We start from the raw sequence: 24,501 nt of genomic DNA, 5'->3' as shown, positions 1-24,501 counted from the left end.
ACATCCGGGGGGCTGGATGTCCGACAAACTGTACGGATTGCCCTTTGAAGTTCGAATTGGCGCCAATGAAGGCGAGGCAAGTCACTTTGAGTGACAGTTTGTAACCTGACAGCGAAAAAACATTACTTGAGCAGCGCCTTGACCCTGGGTCAGCGGCTCACCGAGGCAAGCAATCCTTGCAGCGTGCGCATCGTCGAGCCGTCGGCCAGCCCGTCGACCCGGCGGGGCCGGAAATGCCGTTGGAAAGCCTCGACGACGATCCGTGTCTGATCGTCGAAAATCCCCGTTATCTCGACACCATAGCCGTAGAGCGCCAGCATCGACTGCAGTGCTTCGACATCGGCGCCATTGTCACCGGGCCTCAGCGCGGCTCCGCGCCGGACGGGCGCGGCCGGTACGAGATGACCGACGCCGGACTCGAACAGTGCCGCCCACGGGAACTTCTCGCCCGGATCGATCTTGCGCCCCGGTGCGACGTCGGAATGCGCCAGCACGCGCGTAGCGAGGATCTCATGCCGACCGGCAATCCCCTTGCATAGGCCGATCACCGCATCGATCTGGCGCCGGGGGAAGCCGGGATAGCCCAGCGAATGGCCGGGATTGACGATCTCGATCCCGACCGAGCAGGAATTGATGTCGGTGCGTCCGAACCAGGAACTCTTGCCGGCGTGCCAGGCGCGGTCGCTCTCCCTGACCATCTGCACGATGTGGCCATTCTCATGAACCAGATAGTGCGACGAGACTTCGCTCGACGGATCGCACAGCCACGCCTCCGCCCCGGTGCCCGTCGCCATGCCAGTATAGTGCAGCACGATCATGTCGGGCTTCAGCGTGTCGCGCCTTGGCCCGAAATTGGGCGATACCCTGACCTCGGCGCTCGGCTCGTCGGGCAGGAAGCCGCTCATGCGTGCCGCAGGCCCCGCTCGATCATCTCATAGGCGGCGTTGATCGCCGCGACCCTGGTCGTCGCGATCTTGATGAATTCCTGCGGCAGGCCGCGCGCGATCAGCCGGTCCGGATGGTTGTCGGACACCAGCTTGCGATACCGCTTCTTCACCTCTTCGAACGGCTTGCCGCGCTCGATGCCGAGCACGACATAGGGGTCGCCGGCGCCGAGGTTGACGTGCCGTGCCAAGATGGCTTCGTAATGCGCCTCGTCGATGCGGAAGATCTCTGCGATGCGATGCAGGAAGATGCCTTCGCCCTCATGCACCACCCCGTCGGCCTTGGCGATGTGGAACAGCCCGTCGAGTATGTCTTCCAGCATCACACAGTTCGAATGCCCGGAGCCGCACATCTGCGCCATGCGCTCGGCATAGGTCTCGAACCCGGCGACATCCCGCTGGGCGAGATCGAACAACCGGGCCACGTTGCGTCTCTCTCTCGGCGGCACCTCGAATATTTCCTGGAAAGCGCGCACCTCGTCCTGGGTGACGATGCCGTCGGCCTTGGCCATCTTGGCCGAAAGCGCGATCATCGCCACCGAGAAAGCGACGCGGCGGCGCAGGTCCGCATCGCCCGAGAAAACCGTGCGCACGGCCTCAACGACTTCGGCAACGCCCGACGTCGCCGAAGATGATACCCGTGTGATAAACTCGCCGAGGCGGTCCCAAATCGACATGGCCCGCTTCATAGAGCCAACCGGTCCCCGCTATCAAGCCAATAACGGCCGCCGCGGTGCGCGAACGGTCTCCATGATCGCCATGCAAGAAAGGGCCGGCGAGACGCCAGCCCTTTCCTCTCAAGACACTCTTACTGCTTTACAAACTACTGCGCGGGCGCAGGAGCGGGCGTTGCCGGAGCCGGCTCGGCAGGCTTGGTCGAATTGTTGGCAGGTGCGGCAGGCTTCATCGGCTGCTCCGCGGCCGGCGGATTGGTGCTCTGCGTGGTGGTCTTGTCAGTGCCCGAACCACTGTCGCTGCAGGCCGCGACGCCGAGCAGGGCAAGAGCTGACACGGAAGCCAGAATGAGCTTTTTCATAACATCTCTCCTTCAACACACGCTCACGTTGCAGTGAACGATCGAAAGGAAAATGCACCAAGCGGTCATGAGTTTCGTAACGTTGCGTTTCCGCATGTAACATCAACGGGATACGTTGCTGCCGGCGCGGCGGCGCATTAACAACGGAACCGGAAACGAAAAATGCCGGAGACATCAGCCATGGCCGCGAAATGGGATTTCTGGATCGACCGCGGCGGCACCTTCACCGATGTCATCGGCCGTGACCCGCAAGGCGAACTGCATCCGCGCAAGCTGCTTTCGGAGAACCCCGAAGCCTATGCAGATGCCGCCATCCAAGGCATCCGCGACCTGCTCGGCCTGGAACCGGGCGCTGCCATCCCGTCCGGGCTGATCGGCGACATCAAGATGGGCACCACGGTCGCCACCAACGCGCTTCTCGAGCGCAAGGGCGACCGCGTGCTCCTGCTCATCACCAAGGGGTTTCGCGATGCGCTGAAGCTCGCCTACCAGGCGCGGCCCGACATTTTCGCCAAGGAGATCATCCTTCCCGAGCAGCTCTATGAGCGCGTCATCGAAATCGACGAGCGCGTGCTCGCCGATGGCTGCGTCGAACGGCTGCTCGACATCGCCGCATGCCGGCCGGCGATCGAGCAGGCGAAGGCCGACGGCATCGATGCCGTCGCCATCGTCTTCATGCATGCCTGGAAATACCCCGACCACGAGAAGGCGGTGGCGAAAGTCTGCCGCAAGCTCGGTTTTGGCCAGGTCTCGGTCAGCCACGAGGTCTCGCCGCTGATCAAGCTGGTCGGCCGCGGCGATACGACCGTGGTCGACAGCTATCTCTCGCCCATCCTGTCGCGCTATGTACAAAGGGTTGGCCAAGAACTTGGCGTCCTCTCCCCCCTCGAGGGGGGTGAGGAGCGGTTGGCCGAAGGCCAAGAAAAAGCCAACGATTTGGCTTTTTCAGCGACGAACGCCAGGAGCGATAGCGAAAGGCAGGCCGCAAAACCGACAGAGGGGGTCATCTCGGAAGGCACCGCCAGAACGTCGCACCCAGTCGAACCGACCCCACCCGGCGGCTTCGCCGCCACCCTCCCCTCGAGGGGGAGGGAAAGTCCCCATCTCATGTTCATGATGTCCTCCGGCGGCCTCACCGCCGCCGACATGTTCCAGGGCAAGGATGCGCTGCTGTCAGGTCCGGCCGGCGGCGTCGTCGGCATGGTCGAGACGGCGAAGCTCGCCGGTTTCGACAAGGTCATCGGCTTTGACATGGGCGGCACCTCTACCGATGTCGCCCACTATGATGGCGAGTACGAGCGCGCCTTCGACACGGAAGTCGCCGGTGTGCGCGTGCGCGCCCCGATGATGCGCATCCACACCGTCGCCGCCGGTGGCGGCTCGATCCTGCATTACGAGGCCGGCCGTTTTCGCGCCGGGCCGGACTCCGCCGGCGCCAACCCAGGCCCCGCCGCCTACCGGCGTGGCGGCCCGCTGGCCGTCACCGACGCCAACGTGATGCTCGGCAAGCTGCAGCCCGATTTCTTCCCGGCGATCTTCGGTCACGGCCAGGACCAGCCGCTCGACGTCGCGACCGTGCGCGCAAAATTCGCGGCACTGGCCGACCAGATCGGCGACGGCCGCTCGCCGGAAGCGGTTGCCGAGGGCTTCATCACCATCGCCGTCGAGAACATGGCCAACGCCATCAAGAAGATTTCCGTGCAGCGCGGCTACGACGTCACCGAATATCTGCTCAATTGCTTCGGCGGTGCCGGCGGCCAGCACGCATGTCTGGTCGCCGATGCGCTCGGCATGGAAGCTGTGCTGATCCATCCCTTCTCAGGCCTGCTTTCGGCCTATGGCATCGGGCTTGCCTCTGTCTTTGCCTCGCGCCAGCAGGCGCTGCTCAAGCCGCTTGCCGAAGGATCCAGAGCCGAGATCGACAGCCTCATCGCCATCTTGAAAAAAGCCGTTATCGCCGAACTCTCGGCGCAGGGCATCGCCGAGGACGCGGTCGCCACCAAGCCAGTGCTGCACATCCGCTACGACGGCACTGACACGACCCTGCCGGTGAATTTCGAAAGCGACTCGATTTTCCAGGCAAAGCGCGATTTCGAAATCGCCCACAAGGCGCAATTCGGCTTCGTCTATGACGACAAGCCGATGATCGTCGAGACGGTCGGCGTCGAAGGCATCGAAACCGGCGAAAGCAGCGCCGAAGCCCATGCGCCCGCCGGACCCGCCAGGATTGAAGCCGGCGCTTCCGGGACACGGCGCATCTACACCGAAGGCCGGTGGCATGAAGCGGGCATCCATCGTCGCGAGAACCTGCGCCCATCCAATCTGATCGGGGGCCCCGCTCTCATCATCGAGCCCAACCAGACCATCGTCGTCGAGCCGGGTTGGCAGGCCGAAATCACGAACCTTAACCACGTCGTGATCCGCCGAACGGCAAGGAAAGCGCGCACTGCCGCCCTCGGCACATCAGCCGATCCGGTCATGCTCGAAGTCTTCAACAACCTCTTCATGTCGATCGCCGAGCAGATGGGCGTGACGCTGCAGAACACCGCCTACTCCGTCAACATCAAGGAAAGGCTGGATTTTTCCTGCGCCGTCTTCGACCACACCGGGGCGCTGGTGGCCAACGCCCCGCACATGCCGGTACACCTCGGCTCGATGGACCGCTCGGTCGAAACCATCATCCGGCTGAACTCCGGCGACATCCATCCAGGCGACGTCTTCGCCTTGAACGCCCCCTACAATGGCGGCACGCATCTGCCTGACATTACGGTCGTGACGCCGGTCTTTTCCCTCCCCCCTGAGGGGAGGGTGGCCGCGCAGCGGCCGGGTGGGGTCCTCTCGGAAGGCACCGCAAGAGCGTCGAGCCCGGTCGACCCGACCCCCTCCGGCGGCTTGGCCGCCACCTCCCCCTCAAGGGGGGAGGAAATTCTCTTCTACGTGGCCTCGCGCGGCCACCACGCGGATATTGGCGGCACTGCTCCCGGCTCGATGACGCCGCTTGCCACCACGGTCGACGAGGAAGGCGTGCTCTTCGACAATTTCCGCATCGTCGACCGCGGCAAATTTCGGGAAAAAGAGCTGCATGCGCTGCTCACCGACCATCGCTACCCGGCCCGCAACCCGCATCAGAACATTGCCGACCTCAAGGCGCAGATCGCCGCCAATGAGAAAGGCGTCGCCGAATTGCGCAAGATGGTCACGCATTTCGGTCTCGATGTCGTCGAGGCCTATATGGGTCACGTCCAGGACAACGCCGCCGAAAGCGTGCGGCGCGTGATCGAACGGCTGCCGGACACATCGGCTTATGAATATCCCACCGATACCGGCCAGGTGATCAAGGTGAAGATATCGGTCGATCGGCAAAAACGCGAGGCGACGGTCGACTTCACCGGCACGTCGCCTGTCATGAAGAACAATTTCAACGCGCCGGAGCCCGTAGCCCGTGCGGCAGTGCTCTACGCCTTCCGCGTCATGGTCGAGGACATGATCCCGATGAATGCCGGGTGCCTCAGGCCAATCAACATCATCATTCCCGACGGCTGCATGCTGAAGCCCGCCTACCCTGCCGCCGTCGTTGCCGGCAATGTCGAGACCTCGCAGCATGTCACCAATGCGCTGTTCGGCGCCATGGCCGCCATGGCCAATGCGCAGGGAACGATGAACAATCTGACCTTCGGCAACAGCAAGTACCAGTACTACGAGACGATCTGCTCCGGCTCGCCGGCCGGCCGCATGAACTCCGGCCGCGGCTTTGCCGGCACCTCCGGCGTCCACACCCACATGACCAATTCGCGCCTCACCGATCCCGAAGTGCTGGAACTGCGCTTTCCCGTGGTGCTCGAGGATTTCCACATCCGCCAGGGATCCGGCGGCAAGGGCCGCTGGAATGCCGGCGACGGCACCAAACGCACCATCCGGTTCCTCGAAAAGATGGAATGCGCGATCCTCTCCTCGCATCGCAACCGCCCGCCGCAGGGGCTGGACGGCGGCGGCGACGGCGAGGTCGGCTCGACCAAGGTCCGCCGCAAGGACGGGGCGGTCGAGGTGCTGAAGGCCTGCGACCAGACGGTACTCGATGCCGGTGAAGCGGTGATCCTGACGACGCCGACGCCAGGCGGGTTTGGACACGCCTGAGGAGGCTCGAGAATTTGCTGCGGCGAGTAAGGTTACGTGGCTTTCGAGAAACGGAGCGGAGCGGACAGTGAACTCCGTGAGCACCGGAAGCGCAGCAAGCCGCGTCAGATGACCGCCGCAGTAGAATTATCGGTGCCTCCGACTGTCACCGGCCTGTCATGACCCTGGGTTACCCGCTTGCGGCAAAGCAAATGGGGAATCACTTTGTCATGACGGACGTCTCCTCGGATCTGGTTTTTCGCCGCGGCAAGGAAGTTGGAAAGGCGGTCTATCAGAACCGCGCGCTTTCGAAAGCCGGCATCTCGGAGCGGCTGTTCGCTTTCCTGTTTTCCGGCCTCGTCTATCCGCAGATCTGGGAAGATCCCGATGTCGACATGGAGGCCATGCAGCTTGGCGAAGCCCACCGCATCGTCACCATCGCTTCGGGCGGCTGCAACATCCTGGCCTATCTCACCCGCTCGCCGGCGCGGATCGACGCCGTCGACCTCAACGCCGCGCACATCGCGCTGAACCGCATGAAGCTGGAGGCGGTGCGCCGCCTGCCATCGCAGGGCGACCTGTTCCGCTTCTTCGGCGCCGCCGACACCAGCCACAATTCGCAAGCCTACGACCGCTTCATCGCGCCGCATCTCGATCCGGTCAGCCGCCACTATTGGGAGCGCCGCAACTGGCGCGGCCGCCGGCGCATCGGCGTCTTCGACCGCAACTTCTACCAGACCGGCCTGCTCGGCCTGTTCATCGCCATGGGCCACCGCGCGGGCAAGTTCTTCGGCGTCAACCCGGCCCGCATGATGGAGGCCAGGAACATCGGCGAGCAGCGCCGTTTCTTCAACGAAGAGCTGGCGCCGGTCTTCGACAAGAAGCTCTTGAAATGGGCGACCTCGCGCAAGGCTTCGCTGTTTGGCCTCGGCATTCCGCCGGCGCAGTACGATTCGCTGATCACCTCCGGCGACGGCACCATGGCCAGCGTGCTGAAGGCCCGGCTGGAAAAGCTCGCCTGCGATTTTCCCTTGGAAAACAATTACTTCGCCTGGCAGGCGTTTGCCCGCCGCTATCCCGAGCCCGGTGAAGCCGCCCTGCCCGCGTATCTGGAAAAGCAGAACTACGACACCATCCGGGGCAATATCGACCGCGTTGCCATCCACCATGCCAATCTGATCGAGTTCCTCGCCGGCAAGGATGCCGGCACCGTCGACCGCTTCATCCTGCTCGACGCGCAGGACTGGATGACCGATGACCAGCTCAACGCACTGTGGTCGGAAATCAGCCGCACCGCCTCGGCCGGCGCCCGCGTCATCTTCCGCACCGCCGCCGAGCCAAGCCTGCTGCCGGGCCGTGTCTCGACCTCGCTGCTCGACCAGTGGGACTATCACAAGGAGGCATCGCGCGAATTCTCGGCCCGCGACCGCTCGGCAATCTATGGCGGCTTCCACCTCTATGAGAAGCGCGCCGCATGAGCACGACCGAGCTGCCGGCCAGCCCCGAATTCAAGGCCAACCATGCCGAACTGATGGACGGCGTCTACCGCTGGCAGCGCCACATCTACGACCTGACCCGCAAATACTATCTGCTTGGCCGCGACCGATTGATCGAGGGGCTGGATGTGCCGCCCGGCAGCACGGTGCTGGAACTCGGTTGCGGCACCGGCCGCAACATCGTGCTCGCCGCCCGCCGCTACCCCGACATCAGCTTCTTCGGCCTCGACATCTCGGCCGAAATGCTGGAGACGGCCGCCAAGGCGATCGACCGCGAAGGCCTGTCCGGCCATGTACTCCTGGCAAGGGGCGACGCCACCGACTTCAACGCCAAGGCGCTGTTCGGCCGTGACGGCTTTGACCGCGTGTTCGTGTCCTACTCGCTGTCGATGATCCCGGGTTGGGAAAAGACCGTCTCGGCGGCATTGGCCTCGTTGTCGCCGGGCGGGTCGCTGCACATCGTAGACTTCGGCCAACAGGAAGGCCTGCCGCGCTGGTTCCGCTCCCTGCTGCGCGGCTGGCTCAAAAAATTCCACGTCGCACCGCGCTCAACCCTACGCGAAGTTCTTGAATCGGAATCCCGGAGAACCGGCGCAACCTTCCGTTTCCGCACACTTTATCGGGGCTATGCCTGGCTGGCCGTGCTCGGACAGCCTGGCCGTCAGTGAAGCGCCTTCACCAGCGCGCCGACCATCGTCTGCGGACGGTAGCCGAGCTTGGCCGGCGTCAGGCCAAGCCGCACAATGACCAATTGCTCCGAGGGAATGATGGCGACCGTCTGTCCGTCATGTCCCTCCATCCAGTAGGTGTCCCTGGGCAAGCCGGCGGCCACGCCGGCGCCGGGATTGCCCTCGTCGCCCGGCGCTTCGATCCACAGCTGGCCCTTGCCATATACCTTTGACGCCGGCGCCGGCTCGCGCATCCAGTCGACGAAGCCCACGGGCAGGATCTGGTTGCCGTTCCAGACCCCGCCTTGCAGCAGGAACTGGCCGAAGCGCGCCCAGTCATGCGCCGTGGCGTAGAGATAGGATGAGCCGACGAAGGTGCCCTGCTCGTCGGTTTCGAGCACGGCGCTGTGCATGCCGAGCGGTTCGAACAGTGCCGAGCGCGGCCATGTCAGCGCCTTGGCCTTGTCGCCGATCGCATCCTGCCAGAGGCGTGACAGCATCACCGCCGTACCGCTCGAATAGGAAAACACCTTGCCGACCTCGGCCGCCAGCGGTTTTGATTCGGCAAAACCCGCCATGTCGGGTTCGAGATAGAGCATGCGCGTGACATCGGCTACGTCGCCATAGTCCTCGTTGAATTCCAGCCCGCTCGACATCGCCATCATGTCGGCAAGGCTGATCGATGCGCGGCCGTCCGCCTTCCACGGCGCGAACAGTCCCTTGTTGTCGACCGCCATCTTGCCGTCCTTGACCAGCGTGCCGATGATGGCGGCGTTCACCGTCTTGGTCATCGACCAGCCGAGCAACGGCGTCTTGGCGGAGAAGCCATCGCCATAGCGTTCGGCGACGACGCGGCCGTTCTTGACCACGACCACCGCGCGCATGCCGGAACCGGTCAGCGCCGCGTCGTCAAGCAATTTGGCAATCACCGGATCCTGAGAAGCGTCGACCCGCTCGCCTTCGGGCCACAGCGTATCCTGACTGGTTGCCAATGGCTCGGCATGGACCGCCGTGCGCCGCGCCTTGCCGACATCACCGTCGGGAACCGAGGCGCAGCCCAGCCCGTCGCGCGAAACCGCTTCGCTCTTGCCGAGGAAACCGAGCAGCCCGGCCGAGACCGTCCCCCTGTTCTTGTCGACCGAGACTCGCATCAGCCGCAGCAGCGGGTGTCCGGGCGCTTGCACGTCGACGGCAAGCACCTCGTTGGCATCGCGCCCGGCAATGAAGACGTTGGAGCAGACGATCTTGGCCGAATAGCCCGAACCGACACGGATCAGTTCGGGCGGCGCGATGTAGAGCCAGGCGAAGACCGCGGCGACCGCCAGCACGATCAGGCCAAGCAGCCATTTGACGATCTTGACCACGAACCGCATCTGTTTCCTCCCAATGCATGTCGCGCAAAAGTGACCGCGGTTTTGCGAGAACGACATGCATAAAATTGAGAAACCTAAACGCGTCGCGCCAATCCGTTTCAATGCGACGCGCTTTAGGCTTTCGCTCGAACCTTATGTCATCGAATTGCCGCCATTGCTTCCGCAAAATCGGGGTACTTGTCGAGCGCCGTCAACCGATTATCAACCATGATCGGCGATCACATGATGCATGTGCCCAAAAGTGCTCAGCGATTTTGGGACAACGACATGCACGAAAAATGCCGGACGATGCGTGGGGCGATCGTTCGGAGGGGGCCGAACCGGCCATCGATGCACAGACCCATCAGCGACCGGCTGATTCCGGCTTGGAAGTTGTGATGCGCCGTCTTGCGGTTCTTTTCATGCTGACGCTGCTTGGCGCCTGCTCGACCGTCGACGATCTGTCGCCGTCCGCTTCCAGCAGCCCGACGGTCGCGGTGCGCGCGCCGCGCTTCGCCGATTCCAAGCCGCATGAATGGGACAGCGGCGCGCCGTGGAACTATGCCGTCCACGGCACCGATGTTTCCAAGTACCAGACCTCGGTCGACTGGCCGACGGCCAAGTCGAACGGCATTTCCTTCGCCTTCATCAAGGCCACCGAAGGCGGCGACCGCTTCGATGAGTATTTCAACGAGCACTGGGCGCGCACGAAAGCCGCCGGCGTGCCGCGCGCTGCCTATCATTTCTTCTATTTTTGCACCCCGGCCGCCCAGCAGGCACGCTGGTTCATCCAGAACGTGCCCGTCGACCGCTCATCCATGCCTCCCGTCCTCGACATGGAATGGAACCCGAAATCGCCGACCTGCCGACTGCGCCCCGACCCTGCCACGGTGCGCAGCGAAATGACCACCTTCCTCGAAATCGTCGAACGGCATTACGGCAAGAAGCCGATCATCTACACCTCCGTCGACTTCTTCGACGACAATCAACTGTCGACCTTCCGTGGCTACCCCTACTGGCTGCGCTCCGTCGCCGGCCACCCGCGTGAAAAATACGGCAGCCACCCCTTTACCTTCTGGCAGTACACCGGAACCGGCATCGTTCCCGGCATGACCGGCAAGTCCGACATCAATGTCTTCAACGGCTCGGAAGCTGCATGGAACAAGTGGCTGCGGCAGAACTCCCGCTGACGTCAGTTCAACGGCCGCACCACATCGACTAAATCACTCCGGGAGAGTTCCCCTTGAACCGGGTTCAGCGGCAGCGAACCGTCTTCAACGACAGGCTGCCGCAGAAGAACCGTTGACACCGGGCCTGTCGCCTGCTTTTCGACACAGCCAGCGGTGAAGAGTGCAACCGCCGGTAATTCAGGGCGTTGGGGTTTCAGCCAAGCACGACAATGCCCTCTTCGTTTCGAAAGGAAGCTGATGCGACTGCGTTCTCAAGCCCTCGCGGCGCTATTCCTGTGCGCCACGGCCTTGCCGGCGATGGCGCAGGAATGCGGCGGCGACTTCGAAACCTGGAAACAGGGCGTGGCGGCGGAAGCCAAGGCAGCCGGTGTCGGCGCCGTCGGTCTCGACGCGCTGGAAGATGCCAGGATCGACGAGCGGGCTTTGGCACGCGACCGTGCCCAGGGCGTGTTCACGCAGACTTTTGTCCAATTCTCGAACCGCATGATCTCGGCCTATCGGCTGAAGCAAGGTGCGGCGAACATGAAGAAATACGCCGATATCTTCGCGCGCGCCGACCAGCAGTTCGGCGTCCAGGCACCTGTCATCACCGCTTTCTGGGCGCTGGAAACGGATTTTGGCGCGGTGCAAGGCGACTTCCACACACTGAGCGCGCTGGTGACGCTCTCGCACGACTGCCGCCGGCCGCAACTGTTTCGCCAGCAACTGGTGCCGCTCCTGGAACTGATCGATCGCGGCGTGCTGCCGGCCGATGTCACCGGCGCCTGGGCCGGCGAGATCGGCCAGACGCAGATCCTGCCTTCGGACTATCTCGCGCGCGGCGTCGACGGCGACGGCGACGGCAAGATCGACCTGCGGGGCAGCGTGCCCGACGTGATCATGACCACGGCAAACAAAGTGCTGTCGCGCGGCTGGAAGCGCGACGAGCCCTGGATCCAGGAAGTGCGCGTACCCGACGAGATGCCGTGGGACCAGACCGGGCGCACCAACAAATTGCCGCTGACGCAGTGGGCTGAATGGGGCGTCACCAATCGCGACGGCTCGCCGCTGGTCGACAAGGGCCTGAAGGCCGGCCTGGCGCTGCCCATGGGGCGCAAGGGGCCAGCCTTCCTGACCTACGAGAATTTCGACGTCTATCTCGAATGGAACCAGTCCTTCACCTACGCCCTGACCGCGGCCAACCTCGCCGCGCGGCTGGCCGGCGCACCGCCGCTTGACCCGCGCGATCCGGAACCCGGCCTCAACAACGACCAGATGAAAGAGTTGCAGACCAAGCTCGAAGCCCGGGGCTACGATGTCGGCACCGTCGACGGCATTCTCGGCACCAACACCCGCGAAGCGATCCGCAAGGAACAGATGCGATTGGGATTGCCGGTGGATGGCTGGCCGACACCGGAGCTGTTGGGGAAATTGTGAAATGATCCACAAAGCTTTTCGCCCTACCACAAGCAGAGAATTTACGGGAAAATACCTATCCTGTGAGCAGATTGAAGCGGTTTTGCAGGCTCATCTTGCTCAATACCCAGATGCAATTGATCGTATGCATCTAATCATGAAACATCCCCATCGTGACAACAAAGAAGCAACCAATCGAACAATTTTGGAAATAAGCAAAACATTGGAATCAATGTCATTTTATCAAGAGTATTTGAAAAGTGCTCCTAGCCGTTCGTTTCACGAAGCTTTCCGTGATGTAGCAGATTTCGTAGGGAATATGCTCGGCCCGGTTGGATCACGCAGGGTCGAGGAATAGAAGACCCCGAAGTCGCGGTAGCTGCCCTAATCCGCCATCGTCTCCAAACTGGCAAATCCCTGCGGCGCGTCGCCTTCGTCGAACGGCGTCGTGACCTCGACGAACGTATCGGGATAAAAGCCGTTGAAGCGGGTCCGGAGCGACAGCGAATACGCGCCGATATGGCCGATCTCGATCCAGTCGCCGGTGTCCACAGTCTCCGGAAGCCAGAATGGCCTGGACAGGATGTCGACGGAATCGCAGGTGGCGCCGCAGACCTTGAACGGCACGATGTTCTTTTCATCGCCGTTGCGGGTCCTGATCGCAGGATCGGGAATGAAACGGGCCGGCAGCGTGATCTTGCCGGTCCACGAATCCGACAGCGACGCCCAGATGCCGTCATTGATGTAGAGCCGCTTGCCCTTGCGCAACAGCACGCGCACGATCAGCGACAGGCAGCGCGCCACGATCACCCTGCCCGGCTCGGCCACCAGCGGTATCTGGTCGAACTGATATTCCTTCAGGTCGCCCGACAGCCGCGACATGATCTGGCCGAGCGACGGCATCTCGACCTGCTTGCGGTTGGGATCGTGGCCGTATTCGGCTGGAAAGCCGCCGCCGACGTCGAGCCCGGCGAGGTCGAACGTCAGGCGGTTGCGCACCCAGTCGGCCGAGGCCAGCGCCCGCTCATAGGTGTCGGGATCCTCGATCTGGCTGCCGACATGGAAACACAGGCCGACCTTGTAGCCGGTGCGGTTCAGCCGCTCCGCCAGTTCCACGGCATAGGCCGGCCCGGCGCCGAACTTCTTCGACAATTCATAGGCCGCGTGGCCCTTTGTCTGCACCCGCACGAATACGCTGACCGCGCCCGGATCGATATCCAGCGCCCGAACCACCCGGGTCAACTTGGTGATCTCGTCCTCATGGTCGAGCGAGATGACGCGGATGCTGTATTTCTCCAGCGCCAGCTTGATATCCGACTGCGCCTTGACCGGGTGCATGTAGAGCATCTCGGCATCGGCGGACACGGCGCGCACAGCGGCGAACTCGCCGGGCGAAGCGACGTCGAAGGCGGTGACGCCGGCCTCGACCAGGGTTTTCAGCACGATCTGCTCGCCATTGGTCTTGACCGCATAGGCGGTCTTGCCGGGGAACATGCCCATGAACTGCCGGGCGTCGGCCTTCAGCACCTGCGGGCGGAAGCAATAGACCGGTTCGTCGGGACGAAGCGCCAGGGCCGCCTCGCCGGCATTCTCGAATCGCTGCATTGACGAATCCTCGACTTCAGCCTGCGCACAATTAATCCAAGCTAGCGGCTAATGAAAACAATTCTGTGTCTCGTGCCGCTCACGCCGCGGCGCTAGTTTTTAGCGATGTTGTCAGCCATCAGGTTTCGGGTGGCCCTTGTCGCCGGACCGGATATGCCTGTGTCTGACCGGCTGGCATTCGGGCCGGCATGTCGGTCATCGGGGGGGACATGGGCATGGCAATAGCCGCGACTTCAACGCCACGCGGACCGATGACGCTCACCGACTGGGGGCAGTTGCTGCTGCTCGGCGCGATCTGGGGTGGCTCGTTCTTCTTCGCCCGCATCGCGGTGGCGGAGCTTCACCCGCTGGTGCTGGTTTTGTTTCGCGTCGCCATCGCAGCGATCGCGCTGCAGCTCTACCTGGCCATTCGCGGCCCTTCCTTCCGTCTCGCCTTTCCCCATGCCGGCCTGTTCTTCCTGCTGGCCTTCACCAACAATGTCGTCCCCTTCTCGCTGATCTTCGCCGGCCAGACCCAACTTGGCGCCGGCGTCGCCTCGGTGCTCAACGCGACCACGCCGTTCTGGACGCTGATCCTCGCCAACGCGCTGACATCGGACGAAAAGCTGTCCTGGAACAAGCTCGCCGGCATTGGGCTCGGCGTCGCCGGCACCGCGGTGATGATCGGCCCCGGCCTGCTCGCCGGGCTTGGCGGCCCTGTCTGGGCGAAATTCGCGTTGATCGGCGCGTCTTTGTCCTATGGCATCGCGCTGATGGTCGCCCGCCGCTTCAAGGGCGTGCCCTCGCCGGTCATCGCCACCGGACAACTGACCGCTTCGACCATCATCATGATTCCTGTCGTGCTGCTGGCGCACGGCCCCGCCGGCCTGTTCTCGGCCTCACCGCCCGTCTGGGCGGCGGTGCTGGCGCTGGCGCTGCTCTCCACCGCCTTCGCCTATATCCTCTATTTCAACCTGGTCGCCTCGGCCGGCGCCACCAACGCCTCCCTGGTCACGCTCATCGTGCCGGCCAGCGCCATGCTGCTTGGCTTTCTTTTCCTCGGAGAACGGCTCGAACTGTTCGAGATCGGCGGCGTGGTGCTGATCGGGCTCGGTCTTCTCACAATTGACGGGCGCGTCCTTGGAAGGCGGTAGACTGAACCCGCCTTGGCGCGAGAGTCGAAGTCGGGTTTCGCGGTGGTAGCGCTGCCATGACACAGGATCGACATGCCGTCGCCATAATTTATTCACAGGTCCGAAGCGGGTTTTTGCCGAGAAGTTTCAACGGCTAACGGCAGAAATCGGGTCGCTATTTTCACAATCACGTCGCAATGCAGCACATTTTCCGCTTGCCTGTGGCACAAATGAACCTAGACTCCAGGCATAGCTCTTTAAGAGGAGGCTATGTCATGGGACTTACGAGGCCAATCAACGCATTGATGATTTGTGCTGCGTTCGCTTTCATCGGCGCCCTCATTATGGGCGTCCTTCCCTGAACCCGCCAACACGGGGAAGACCAGCACCAGATAGTCTAAGCAATTCGAAAGGCCGGGTTTTTACCCGGCCTTTTGCCTTTCTGGCTAAACCTTACGCTGCGGCCGAGCCTGCCACCTCCGCCTCGTGGGAGCGGATGCCGATCATGTGGCAGATGGCAAAGACAAGGTCGGCGCGGTTCATCGTGTAGAAGTGGAAGTCGCCCACGCCGCGCTCGACCAGGTCCAGCACCTGCTCGGCAGCGACGGCGGAAGCCACCAGCGCATGCGTCTGCGGGTCGTTCTGCAGGCCCTCGAAGCGCTCGGCCAGCCATGCCGGCACCAGCGCGCCGCAGCGCGCCGAGAAATTGGCGACCTGGATGAAATTGTGCACCGGCAGGATGCCCGGCACGATCGGGATGTAGATGCCGGCGCGGCGCGCCCGCTCGACATAGCGCTCATAGAGATCATTATCGAAGAAGAACTGGGTGATTGCCCGCGTCGCGCCATTGTCGACCTTGCGCTTCAGCATGTCGATGTCGGTGGCGAAATCGGGGCTTTCAGGATGCTTCTCCGGATAGGCCGAGACCGAGATGTCGAAATCGCCGGCATCTTTCAGAGCGCCGACCAGTTCGGCACCGTTGGCATAGCCCTCCGGATGCGGACGGTAGGCGGTGCCGACGCCGGCGGCCGGGTCGCCGCGCAAGGCAACGAAGCGCTTCACGCCCATATCGGCGAATTCCTGGATTACCGCGTCGACCTCATGGCGGGCGGCGTCGACGCAGGTCATGTGCGCGGCCGGCGTCAGGCTGGTCTCGTTCAGGATGCGGCTGATGGTCCGCGCCGTGCGTTCACGCGTCGAGCCGCCGGCGCCATAGGTCACTGAGACGAATTTCGGCTTCAACGGCTCCAGCCGGGTGACCGTGTCCCATAGCCGTGCCTCCATCTCATCGGTCTTGGGCGGGAAGAATTCGAAGGAAACCTTGACCTTGTCGCCAATGTCGGGGCGGCGGGAAAAGCGGAACTGGTTCATCAGGCGATTTCCCCTATCGAGTTTACTTTGGTCTGCTCACTGGCCGGATCGGCGATCAAAAGCCGCCGGTCGCGGCCAAGCCAGAGTTTTACCGTGAGCCTTGCCTCGTTGCCGCCGCGCGGCTCGAATTCCTGGGCATCCTCGAGGTCGAGGCCGGCCTCGGCGAACCACTCGCTGATCTGCCGGTCGGAAAAGCCGAGCCTGACATGAGCATGCTCGTCGCGCAGGAATTCCAGCGCGTGCGGTGCGAAGTCGACGATGACCAGCCGGCCGGCCGGGCGCAAAAGCCGCGCCGCCTCGTGGATGGCGCGGGCCGGATCGTCGAGATAGTGCAGCACCTGGTGGATGGTGACGAGATCGAAGGCATCGCGCTCGACTGGCGGCGAGAATATATCGCCCTGCCGCACCTGCGCGTTCGAAACGCCGGCCTTGTCGAGATTGGCGCGCGCCACGGTCAGCATTTCGCGCGACATGTCGATGCCGACGCCGCGCCGGTAGAGCGGCGAGAAGATCTCGAGCAGCCGCCCGGTGCCGGTGCCGAGGTCGAGCATCGACTGGAACGGCCGCTTGCCGACCAGCTTCAGCATCGCCGCCTCGACGGCACGGTCCGGTACATGCAGTGAACGGATATGGTCCCAGCTTGCCGCGTTCACCGAAAAATACTCCGTCGCCCGGTCCTGCCGCTTGCGCTTGACCGAGGCCAGGCGCTCGAGATCGCGCTCGACCTGGGGATCGGCCCCGCGAATGCTGGAAACCAGCCCCATGACGAAGTCACGCGCGGAATCGGCATCCGACAGGCGGAAGAAGGCCCACGACCCCTCCTGATAACGGCCGATCAGCCCAGCCTCGAGCAAAAGCTTCAGGTGCCGCGAGACACGCGGCTGCGACTGGCCGAGGATTTCGGTGAGGTCGGAAACAGTGAGGTCGCCGCGCGACAACAATGCCAATATGCGCAGACGGCTGGATTCGGCCGCCGCCTTCAGCGTATCCACCATGGTGTCGAGCGAGACATGCATCAGCGTATTCTCATTTCAGTGCGTTCACTTTGAAAAAGATATAAACATATGTTTATGTCGGTTTTGACAGCCTTGCAAGCGCTATGTCGTTTCCGGACCAGAAAATGCCGCATGCGTGATTTTCCGGTGCGTGCCGCCCCAAAATGTGGTGCGGTCGGTTGATGACAGACACCAAACAAGAGATGGGCAGAATGAGCGGGCTACGCGAAATGTTCGAGGCACGCGAAGGCGAGCAGAGGCTGGAACACGATCCTGCAAAGATGACGGCGGATGCCGGCGTCGTCTTCATCGGCCGCATCGCTTCGCCTTGGGCGACGCGCGAGAGCTGCCCGAAAAACATGCGCGAGGCCCGCGAGACCGGGCAACCGGCGGTGCTGACCATCGACGCGCCCTATCGCGAAGGCTTGCGCGGTCTGGAGCGCGCCAGCCATGTCGTCATCCTGTCTTGGCTGCATCACGCGCCGCGGAATCTGATTGTGCAGAAACCCCGCCATGCGGCTGAAGCCAAAGGCGTATTCGGCCTGCGCTCCCCTGCCCGGCCGAACCCGGTCGGCCTTCATGTGGCCAGACTCGTGGGGCTGGACATCGCCACTGGACGCATCGACATTGACGCCATCGACGTGCTCGACGGCACGCCGGTCATCGACATCAAGCCTTACTTTGCCTCGACCGATGCCATTGCCGAGGCGACCGTCGCGGGGCGCGAAGAGCCCAGGCAGGTTCGACAATGACGGCGCCAACCGGCCGCCGCCGCGCCATCGCCAAGGCGCTGACAGCTCTTTTGCCGCTGGCGCCCTATGCCGACATGGAAAAGATCCGTGCTGATGCCGGCGCGGTGCATATGAAGACCTTGCCGCCGACGATCGCGGTGTGGCTGGCAACAATCGCCCATATCCGTCACATGCACACCGACTACGAAAAGCTGCTGGCCGAGGGCTATGACCGCGACTCGGCGCGCTTCTTCGTCATCGAGCAGACCAACACCGTGCTCACCCGCTGGCGCGCGACACGTCTGCTCGACGCAGACGACGAGGAAGAATAAGACGCTACTGCCGCGTCAGCACGGCGATGGCATTATAGGGCTGGCCGTCGGCCTGGCCGACCCAGGTCCACGACAGATTTCCCTTGAAGAACCGGACGGTGACATCGCCACCATCGATGCACTTGTCCTGGCCGTAGGTGATGGTCTCGTGGAATTCGGCCGACGTCTCGTCCCTGGACGTCTGCGACAGCGACCCCCCACAGCCAAGTGAGGGATAATCGATCGACGCGCCGTCATCCCTGATCGTCATCGTGATCGACCAGTCGGCGCCGGCGTCACCCGCCGGGCTCTGGTGGCCGCTGCCAACCCAGGCGCCAGTCAGAGACGGTGCCGGCGCATTCACCGCGCAAGGCACGTTCTGGAAGATCGGCGTCAACTCGCTGCCGGTCTTCTCGCAGCGATAGGTCTGGCCGTTCTGGCAGAGGTCTTCGCCCTCCTTGGTGCACAGCGTGCCGGCTTCGCCGGCGGTGGCGAAGATCATCATGGCTGCGATGACGGTCCCAAGCCTGCCCATGTCCCCTCCCGTTCCGAGCTGTCCGATCATAAGGCAAGTCCAATCCAATGTATCGGCCGGATCGTGGAGGACGAACGGCACCTCTCGGGTGGCTCTACATCTTCTGTCCAGCACCGATAGCCTGCTGCTCCGCTCTGTGCGCGAGGAGGCTGCGATGGACCAGACGACGGCACCAAAGGCTTCAAAGCCGCTGCCTGCGGTCGGCGACCGCCACGTCGACCCGCATTCCTATCCCGACGGCATCGCCTTCCTCGACGGCCAGTATCTGCCGATGTCGCAAGCCAAGGTGTCGGTGCTGGATTGGGGGTTCCTGCATTCCGACGCCACCTACGACACGGTGCATGTCTGGGACGGACGCTTCTTCCGCCTCGACCTGCATCTCGACCGCTTCTTCGGCGGGCTGGAAAAGCTGCGCATGACCATCCCCTTCGACAGGGACGGCGTGGCCGAGATCCTGTACAATTGCGTGGTGCTTTCGGGTCATCGCGCCGCCTATGTCGAGATGCTGTGCACGCGCGGCGCCTCGCCGACCTTCAGCCGTGATCCACGCCAGGCGATCAACCGCTTCATGGCCTTCGCCGTCCCCTTCGGCTCGGTCGCCAATGCCGAGCAGTTGCAGCGCGGCCTGCATGTCGCCATCAGCGACAAGGTGCGCATTCCGCCGGCTTCGATCGATCCGGCGATCAAGAACTACCACTGGCTCGACCTCGTGCGCGGTCTGTACGACGCCTATGACGGCGGCGCCGAAACCGCTCTCATCCTCGACTTCAACGGCAATGTCGCCGAGGGCCCGGGCTTCAACGTCTTCTGCGTCAAGGATGGCAAACTGTCGACGCCGGCCATCGGCGTCCTGCCCGGCATCACAAGGCGCACCGTCTTCGATCTTTGCGCCGAAGAAGGTCTCGTCGCCGCCGCCACCGATGTCAGCGTTGCCGCGCTCAAGGCAGCCGACGAGGTCTTCATCACCTCGACCGCCGGCGGCATCATGCCGGTGACGAGGATCGACCGCGCGGCGATCGCCGACGGCAAGGTCGGGCCGATCACCGGCCGGCTGATGGCGCTCTATTGGCAAAAGCACGACGACCCGGCGTGGTCGTCTCAGGTGAACTACCCCTGATCAAAGGGCGACCTTGTTCAAAAAGATTTCCCCTCGCCTCTGGAAAATCAGGGCATAGGCCGTATATGCCCGAAAGCGGAGAAGCCTCCGCTTTCACCAAAATTGCGCCCGCAGGGGCAAGGATTTCACATCATGACATCAAAGGTTTGGTTCATCACCGGATCGTCGAAGGGCTTTGGCCGCGTCTGGGCCGAGGCCGCATTGGCGCGCGGCGACCGCGTTGCCGCGACCGCCCGTGACACCGGCACTCTCGCCGATTTGGTCGCGAAGTATGGCGACAACATCGCCGCGATAAAGCTCGACGTCACCGACAAGAAAGCCGTCGATGCCGCGATCGCCGAGGCACACAAGCGCTTCGGCCGGCTCGACGTCGTCATCAACAATGCCGGCTACGGCCATTTCGGCGCCATCGAGGAAATCAGCGAACAGGAAGCCCGCGACCAGATCGAAACCAATGTGTTCGGTGCGCTCTGGGTCACCCAGGCCGCCCTGCCGATCATGCGGGCGCAGCGGTCCGGCCACATCATCCAGATCTCGTCGATCGGCGGCGTCAATGCCTTTGCCTCGCTCGGCCTGTACCACGCCTCGAAATGGGCGCTGGAAGCCTTCAGCCAGTCGCTGAGTATCGAGGTCGCGGAATTCGGCATCCATGTCACGCTGGTCGAGCCCGGCGGCTTCGCCACCGACTGGTCCGGCGCCTCCGCCAAGGTCTCCAAGCCGATCGAGGCCTACGCACCCGCCCGCGCCAAGATGGCCGAGCGCCGCGCCAATTCGGTCGCCGGCGATCCCGAGGCCACAGGCCCGGCGATGCTGGCCATTGTCGACGCCGCCGAGCCGCCGTTGCGCGTGTTCTTCGGCGACGGCGGCCTGCCGATGATCCGCCAGGAATACGCCAACCGCCTCGCCACCTGGGACAAGTGGGACCACGTGTCCGTCATGGCGCAAGGCGCGAAGAAGAACCGCAAGGGCTGAGCCCCGGCGCTAATGCTACGCCGCCGCTAGGGCGGCGTAGCCTTTCGGCCACGATGCGAACGCGCGGCTAGGCCTGATAGATCCACTGCTCCGGCACCCGCGCCGAAATCTCTTCGCCGACCCTGATCGTTCCCGGTTTCTCGACCCAGGCAACGACGCCACGCAGCCGCTTCGCCATCTTGGGGAACAACAGGGCACCGGCCTCGATGTCGGCCATTCCCGCATTTTCAGCGATCGATCGGCCGGCGATGCGGCAAGGTCCGTTCTGGGCGTCAACCTTGAGCGTGACACCATCCCTGAAGAACAGCAGCGTGCCGGCGGGCAGCATCGACAGCTGCGGCACGCCTTCTATGACCAGATTGGCGCCGATCCATTCCGGCTTGATCTGGGCCAAGCCCATCCGCTCGGCAACTATGGCCAGTTCGTCCGCGGCGACGATCGACAGCTGCCGCTCGTTGCGCATTTCGGTGCCGCGCGGATACCAGGGTTCGCGCCCGCCCGAGCGCCGTGTCGGCCCGGCATGGAAATCGCCTGAAATGCCGTCGAAGCCCAGCCGCAATTCGTCCACCGGACGCGTCTGGAAATGATCCGCCGGCGCGACATAGAGCGCCGCCGCGCGGGCCGGAAGCTTCTTTGCCGGGATGATTTCGACCGGCTTCTCGGCCTCGGGAAAGAGATCCAGCATGGCGTTCCGTCCTTGAATCACGCTTCCCGTTTTTGCCCCTCGGCAGGCATGGCCGCAAGAGCGGTTAGGGCCAAAACGCGTAACTCTTCGGCCGATGCGCCGTCCCGCGCCTGGATCGACATGCCATTCATGACGCCGGCAATGTATTTGGCAAGGCTCTCGACGGAGAGCTCTTCCGGCAGCTCGCCCGCCGCCCTGCCCTTAGCCAGCCGGTCCGCGATCGCCGCTTCACTCGCCTTGCGATAGGCCCTGAGTTCATCGGCAATGGCTTGCGCCTGCGGCGAGGCCGCCAGCGCGCCGCTGACGAACAGGCAGCCACCCGGCTTGCCGGGCCTGGAATAAGCCTGCGCCGCCCCCAGCAGCAACCGCGATATCGCCTCCCGCACCGGCACCTGCGCGCTGAGCGCGTCCAGCGCAAAGCCGATCTCGGTCTCATGATAGCGTGCCAGCGCCTTGCGGAACAAAGTCTCCTTGTCGGTGAAGGCATTGTAGATCTGCGGCGGCGTCAGCCCCATCGCCTCGCGCAGCATGGCCAGCGACGTCGCCTCATAGCCATGCTCCCAGAACAGATGCATCGCCGCATCCAATGCCCGGTCGAGGTCGAACGCGCGCGGCCGGCCGCCACGTGGCTTTTCCAAACTATCCATAGCGATCGATACGAAACCTGTTGACTTGCTCGTTACCGATAACGTAACAATTGATACGAAACATGGCAAGCCGGAAGCATCCGGCAAAGCCGTGCAACCCGAGGAGAGCCCAAATGCCAATCACCGTGACCGCGCCGGAAGGCGTGCTGACAGAGGCCGGAGAGCGCGAAATCCTGCCGCGTCTCAGCGCGGCGCTCATAGATGCCTCCGGCGCGTCAGGCAATTCCTTCTTCAGCGCGATCGTCGGCGGCACGGTCCACGTCCTGCCGCCGCGCCACATCTATGCCGGCGGTGCCAACCGGCCCGTCGTTATGGTCGAGTTGAAATTGCCCAATATCGGCCTCGGCTCGATCGAAACCCGCAAAGCCTTCATCGCGACCGCAGCCGCAATTGTCGCCGAACTCTGCGTGCCCGGGCATAAGGCCGAAAACACCTGGATCAACATCGTCAACGCGCCAGACGGCGGCTGGGGCATAGGCGATCGGCAATATACCGGCGATGCGCTCGTCGCAGCCGCCGTGGCCGCGCATTAGGATGCGGCTCTCCCCTTCGCTGTTCTTCACCACCAATTGCGAGCCGGCGCTGACCTTCTACGAACAGTGCGGCCTTGGCCTGAAAACAATCCTGCTGCGCTGGGGCGACAACGACATGCAGGTGCGAACCGAAGCCATGCGCGGAAAAGTGCTACATGCGCGGTTCGAGGGCCCGGGCGTCTTGTTCCATGCCTCCGACAATGACGATGCGGAGCCGATGAAGGGCTCCGCCATGATGCTGGAGTTCGACGATCTGGCCGCCATGCGCGAGCTTTTCGCCCGCATGACAGCGGGCGGCCGCATCACCGTGCCGCTGGCGCGGCAATATTGGGGCACCAGCTTCGGCATGCTTGTCGATGCCTTTGGCGTGCAGTGGATGTTCAGTTCCTCAAGTGATTGAGCAGGGATCACGATCTTCTTACCGGAACAGCCGCCGGTTCCTGATACTGCCGCATTGTTGCCGCGTTGCCCCCGCTTCATGGTGATCCGGACAGTCGGCGGAGGTCCTCATGCGACCGGTGACGGCAATCACGCTGCTTTGGTTGATCTGGGCGGTGAGTTGGGCCGCCGCCGCTTTGTGGGCCGACCCTGCCCAGAAGCGCGTCGGATTCAAAGCGGAGGCCCGCTACAGGGTTCTTTGGTTGGCGGGTGCGATCCTGTTGTTTATTCCAGCGCATGGCTATGAGGGCCGGCTCAGGCTGTGGATGCCTAATCTCGCCGAAGCTTGGATCTGCGTCGCCCTGATTGCCGTCGGCATTGCCATTGCCTGGTGGGCGCGGCTGCATCTCGGCAGGCTTTGGTCCGGCACGGTCACCGCCAAGGCCGATCACCATGTCGTCGACACCGGTCCTTACGGCCTCGTCCGCCACCCGATCTACACCGGACTGCTGCTCTCCATCCTCGCCACCATGGCGGCCAAGGGCACGGTATGGGGCATTGCGGGCACCGTGCTGCTCATCATTGGCATCGTCGTCAAGGCAAGGCTCGAGGAGAGCTTCCTGCGTGGCGAACTCGGCAGCACCTACGACGATTATGCCGGGCGAGTTCCGATGCTGATCCCCTTCACATCAGCCTGACCTGCAAGATGCGGCGAACGCCAGGTCAACTCGATTTCGCCGCCACGCTGCCTCGCCAAAAATGGTCTGCAGCATCGTCGATCTGGACCCAATCATGTTTCGACTGCTCGAAAATCGACTTGACGGGAGGCGGGTATTTCGGGTCGGCCAGCGCGCCGACGGCCACGCCGATCATCGATGGCAGCCTGTCGGCCTTCCAATAAACCGTCGAGCCGCAGTCTGGACAAAAGTAGCTGTGCACCTTGCCGCCGCTTGCCGCGTCGCGGGTGAATTCTTTCGGCGTTCCAGAGATGACCACAGCGTCGGCCGGATAAAACGCGCCGACGCCGAAGGGCGCTCCGGTTCGGCGCTGGCAGTCAGAACAATGGCAGGCGACAACCAGTCTTGATGGTCCTGGAAGCGTCAGCGTGAGAGCGCCGCAACTGCATCGGGCATCAACCATTGGAAAGCTCTCCTTTCTCAAACGAAGGCGCGTTGGTTGAAGCTGAGCCCTCGACACGGCTGTGCAGGGGTCAGGTCAGGCCAAACGGGAGGGAAGACAGGCGCGAAGCGGCCTGGGTGGGCGGATTTCGAAATCCCAGACGACCCTTACAGGCCAGGTCACCTCGATATCAATA

General features: G+C 63.3%; 25 protein-coding genes. 14 read left to right on the top strand and 11 right to left on the bottom strand.

Annotated features, from left to right (window positions below; all coding sequences use genetic code 11):
* Positions 1-149 precede the first annotated feature (149 nt).
* The 3 genes from EB233_RS15665 to EB233_RS15655 form a co-directional block, all read right to left on the bottom strand.
* On the bottom strand, positions 150-905 hold the full coding sequence (locus tag EB233_RS15665) for an N-acetylmuramoyl-L-alanine amidase (protein ID WP_064988153.1): 756 nt from the start codon (positions 903-905) through the stop codon (positions 150-152).
* Entirely contained in the window at positions 902-1,621 is a 720-nt protein-coding gene (locus EB233_RS15660; protein WP_064988785.1) for a J domain-containing protein, read from the bottom strand. The genes EB233_RS15665 and EB233_RS15660 overlap by 4 nt, the downstream gene beginning before the upstream one ends.
* 146 nt (positions 1,622-1,767) lie before the next feature.
* Positions 1,768-1,980 carry a hypothetical protein gene (locus tag EB233_RS15655; protein WP_027051090.1) on the bottom strand — a complete coding sequence of 71 codons (213 nt, stop codon included), beginning with the start codon at positions 1,978-1,980 and terminating at the stop codon, positions 1,768-1,770.
* 180 nt (positions 1,981-2,160) lie between these two features.
* Here EB233_RS15655 and EB233_RS15650 point away from each other — a divergent pair, with 180 nt between their 5' ends.
* The 3 genes from EB233_RS15650 (at position 2,161) to EB233_RS15640 (ending at position 8,257) form a co-directional block, all read left to right on the top strand.
* Entirely contained in the window at positions 2,161-6,114 is a 3,954-nt protein-coding gene (locus EB233_RS15650) for a hydantoinase B/oxoprolinase family protein (protein WP_064988152.1), read from the top strand.
* A gap of 158 nt (positions 6,115-6,272) precedes the next feature.
* Positions 6,273-7,571 carry a BtaA family protein gene (locus EB233_RS15645; RefSeq protein WP_064988151.1) on the top strand — a complete coding sequence of 433 codons (1,299 nt, stop codon included), beginning with the start codon at positions 6,273-6,275 and terminating at the stop codon, positions 7,569-7,571.
* Positions 7,568-8,257, top strand: a complete 690-nt coding sequence (locus EB233_RS15640; protein WP_064988150.1) for a class I SAM-dependent methyltransferase — start codon at positions 7,568-7,570, stop codon at positions 8,255-8,257. Before EB233_RS15645 ends, EB233_RS15640 begins: the two co-directional genes overlap by 4 nt.
* On the opposite strand, the gene EB233_RS15635 is transcribed toward EB233_RS15640, so the two are convergent.
* Positions 8,251-9,630 carry a serine hydrolase domain-containing protein gene (locus tag EB233_RS15635; protein WP_064988149.1) on the bottom strand — a complete coding sequence of 460 codons (1,380 nt, stop codon included), beginning with the start codon at positions 9,628-9,630 and terminating at the stop codon, positions 8,251-8,253. The genes EB233_RS15640 and EB233_RS15635 overlap by 7 nt on opposite strands.
* A gap of 377 nt (positions 9,631-10,007) precedes the next feature.
* Between EB233_RS15635 and EB233_RS15630 the strand changes: the two genes are divergently transcribed.
* From EB233_RS15630 to EB233_RS15620, 3 genes are all read left to right on the top strand, one after another.
* Positions 10,008-10,799: a glycoside hydrolase family 25 protein gene (locus EB233_RS15630; protein WP_027051083.1), complete on the top strand. Its 792-nt coding sequence runs from the start codon at positions 10,008-10,010 to the stop codon at positions 10,797-10,799.
* 237 nt (positions 10,800-11,036) lie between these two features.
* Complete coding sequence (locus EB233_RS15625; RefSeq protein WP_064988148.1) at positions 11,037-12,215, top strand: lytic murein transglycosylase; 1,179 nt, start codon at positions 11,037-11,039, stop codon at positions 12,213-12,215.
* A gap of 1 nt (position 12,216) precedes the next feature.
* Positions 12,217-12,552 carry a hypothetical protein gene (locus EB233_RS15620; RefSeq protein WP_155765288.1) on the top strand — a complete coding sequence of 112 codons (336 nt, stop codon included), beginning with the start codon at positions 12,217-12,219 and terminating at the stop codon, positions 12,550-12,552.
* 26 nt (positions 12,553-12,578) lie between these two features.
* On the opposite strand, the gene EB233_RS15615 is transcribed toward EB233_RS15620, so the two are convergent.
* Complete coding sequence (locus tag EB233_RS15615) at positions 12,579-13,799, bottom strand: alanine racemase (RefSeq protein WP_064988147.1); 1,221 nt, start codon at positions 13,797-13,799, stop codon at positions 12,579-12,581.
* A gap of 215 nt (positions 13,800-14,014) precedes the next feature.
* Here EB233_RS15615 and EB233_RS15610 point away from each other — a divergent pair, with 215 nt between their 5' ends.
* Positions 14,015-14,932, top strand: coding sequence for a DMT family transporter (locus EB233_RS15610; RefSeq protein WP_064988784.1), 918 nt, complete (start codon positions 14,015-14,017; stop codon positions 14,930-14,932).
* A gap of 432 nt (positions 14,933-15,364) precedes the next feature.
* On the opposite strand, the gene metF is transcribed toward EB233_RS15610, so the two are convergent.
* Positions 15,365-16,282, bottom strand: coding sequence for a methylenetetrahydrofolate reductase [NAD(P)H] (gene metF, locus EB233_RS15605; protein WP_064988146.1), 918 nt, complete (start codon positions 16,280-16,282; stop codon positions 15,365-15,367).
* Positions 16,282-17,298 carry an ArsR/SmtB family transcription factor gene (locus tag EB233_RS15600; protein ID WP_027051078.1) on the bottom strand — a complete coding sequence of 339 codons (1,017 nt, stop codon included), beginning with the start codon at positions 17,296-17,298 and terminating at the stop codon, positions 16,282-16,284. The genes metF and EB233_RS15600 overlap by 1 nt, the downstream gene beginning before the upstream one ends.
* A 191-nt stretch (positions 17,299-17,489) precedes the next feature.
* Here EB233_RS15600 and tsaA point away from each other — a divergent pair, with 191 nt between their 5' ends.
* Complete coding sequence (gene tsaA / locus EB233_RS15595; RefSeq protein ID WP_081293928.1) at positions 17,490-18,029, top strand: tRNA (N6-threonylcarbamoyladenosine(37)-N6)-methyltransferase TrmO; 540 nt, start codon at positions 17,490-17,492, stop codon at positions 18,027-18,029.
* Positions 18,026-18,340 carry a DUF2293 domain-containing protein gene (locus tag EB233_RS15590; protein WP_027051076.1) on the top strand — a complete coding sequence of 105 codons (315 nt, stop codon included), beginning with the start codon at positions 18,026-18,028 and terminating at the stop codon, positions 18,338-18,340. The genes tsaA and EB233_RS15590 overlap by 4 nt, the downstream gene beginning before the upstream one ends.
* A 4-nt stretch (positions 18,341-18,344) precedes the next feature.
* Here EB233_RS15590 and EB233_RS15585 read toward each other — a convergent pair whose 3' ends face one another.
* Positions 18,345-18,854, bottom strand: coding sequence for a hypothetical protein (locus EB233_RS15585; RefSeq protein WP_064988144.1), 510 nt, complete (start codon positions 18,852-18,854; stop codon positions 18,345-18,347).
* 154 nt (positions 18,855-19,008) lie between these two features.
* Between EB233_RS15585 and EB233_RS15580 the strand changes: the two genes are divergently transcribed.
* Together EB233_RS15580 and EB233_RS15575 are read left to right on the top strand one after the other, a co-directional pair.
* The gene (locus EB233_RS15580; RefSeq protein WP_064988783.1) at positions 19,009-19,971 is read left to right on the top strand and encodes a D-amino acid aminotransferase; all 963 of its coding nucleotides are present in this window, start codon (positions 19,009-19,011) and stop codon (positions 19,969-19,971) included.
* A gap of 132 nt (positions 19,972-20,103) precedes the next feature.
* The gene (locus tag EB233_RS15575; RefSeq protein ID WP_064988143.1) at positions 20,104-20,943 is read left to right on the top strand and encodes an SDR family oxidoreductase; all 840 of its coding nucleotides are present in this window, start codon (positions 20,104-20,106) and stop codon (positions 20,941-20,943) included.
* Between the two features lie 67 nt (positions 20,944-21,010).
* Here the strand turns inward: EB233_RS15575 and EB233_RS15570 are convergent, their stop codons facing one another.
* Both EB233_RS15570 and EB233_RS15565 read right to left on the bottom strand, forming a co-directional pair.
* Positions 21,011-21,628, bottom strand: a complete 618-nt coding sequence (locus EB233_RS15570; RefSeq protein WP_064988142.1) for an MOSC domain-containing protein — start codon at positions 21,626-21,628, stop codon at positions 21,011-21,013.
* Positions 21,629-21,645: 17 nt separating this feature from the next.
* The gene (locus tag EB233_RS15565) at positions 21,646-22,275 is read right to left on the bottom strand and encodes a TetR/AcrR family transcriptional regulator (RefSeq protein ID WP_064988141.1); all 630 of its coding nucleotides are present in this window, start codon (positions 22,273-22,275) and stop codon (positions 21,646-21,648) included.
* Positions 22,276-22,388: 113 nt separating this feature from the next.
* Between EB233_RS15565 and EB233_RS15560 the strand changes: the two genes are divergently transcribed.
* From EB233_RS15560 to EB233_RS15550, 3 genes are all read left to right on the top strand, one after another.
* A complete protein-coding gene (locus tag EB233_RS15560) occupies positions 22,389-22,808 on the top strand; it encodes a tautomerase family protein (protein WP_064988140.1) in 420 nt (139 codons plus the stop codon).
* Position 22,809: 1 nt separating this feature from the next.
* Complete coding sequence (locus EB233_RS15555) at positions 22,810-23,208, top strand: VOC family protein (protein WP_064988139.1); 399 nt, start codon at positions 22,810-22,812, stop codon at positions 23,206-23,208.
* A gap of 109 nt (positions 23,209-23,317) precedes the next feature.
* Positions 23,318-23,884 (top strand): methyltransferase family protein, encoded by a 567-nt coding sequence (locus EB233_RS15550; protein WP_064988138.1) that lies wholly within the window; start codon positions 23,318-23,320, stop codon positions 23,882-23,884.
* 25 nt (positions 23,885-23,909) lie between these two features.
* Here EB233_RS15550 and EB233_RS15545 read toward each other — a convergent pair whose 3' ends face one another.
* Positions 23,910-24,326 (bottom strand): GFA family protein, encoded by a 417-nt coding sequence (locus EB233_RS15545; protein ID WP_064988137.1) that lies wholly within the window; start codon positions 24,324-24,326, stop codon positions 23,910-23,912.
* Positions 24,327-24,501 lie beyond the last annotated feature (175 nt).

Origin of the sequence: Mesorhizobium erdmanii (assembly GCF_013170725.1) — a bacterium.
GTDB classification, from domain to species: domain Bacteria; phylum Pseudomonadota; class Alphaproteobacteria; order Rhizobiales; family Rhizobiaceae; genus Mesorhizobium; species Mesorhizobium erdmanii.
The sequence above is the reverse complement of the archived record's forward strand: the minus strand, read 5'-3'. Positions and strand labels throughout refer to the sequence as shown.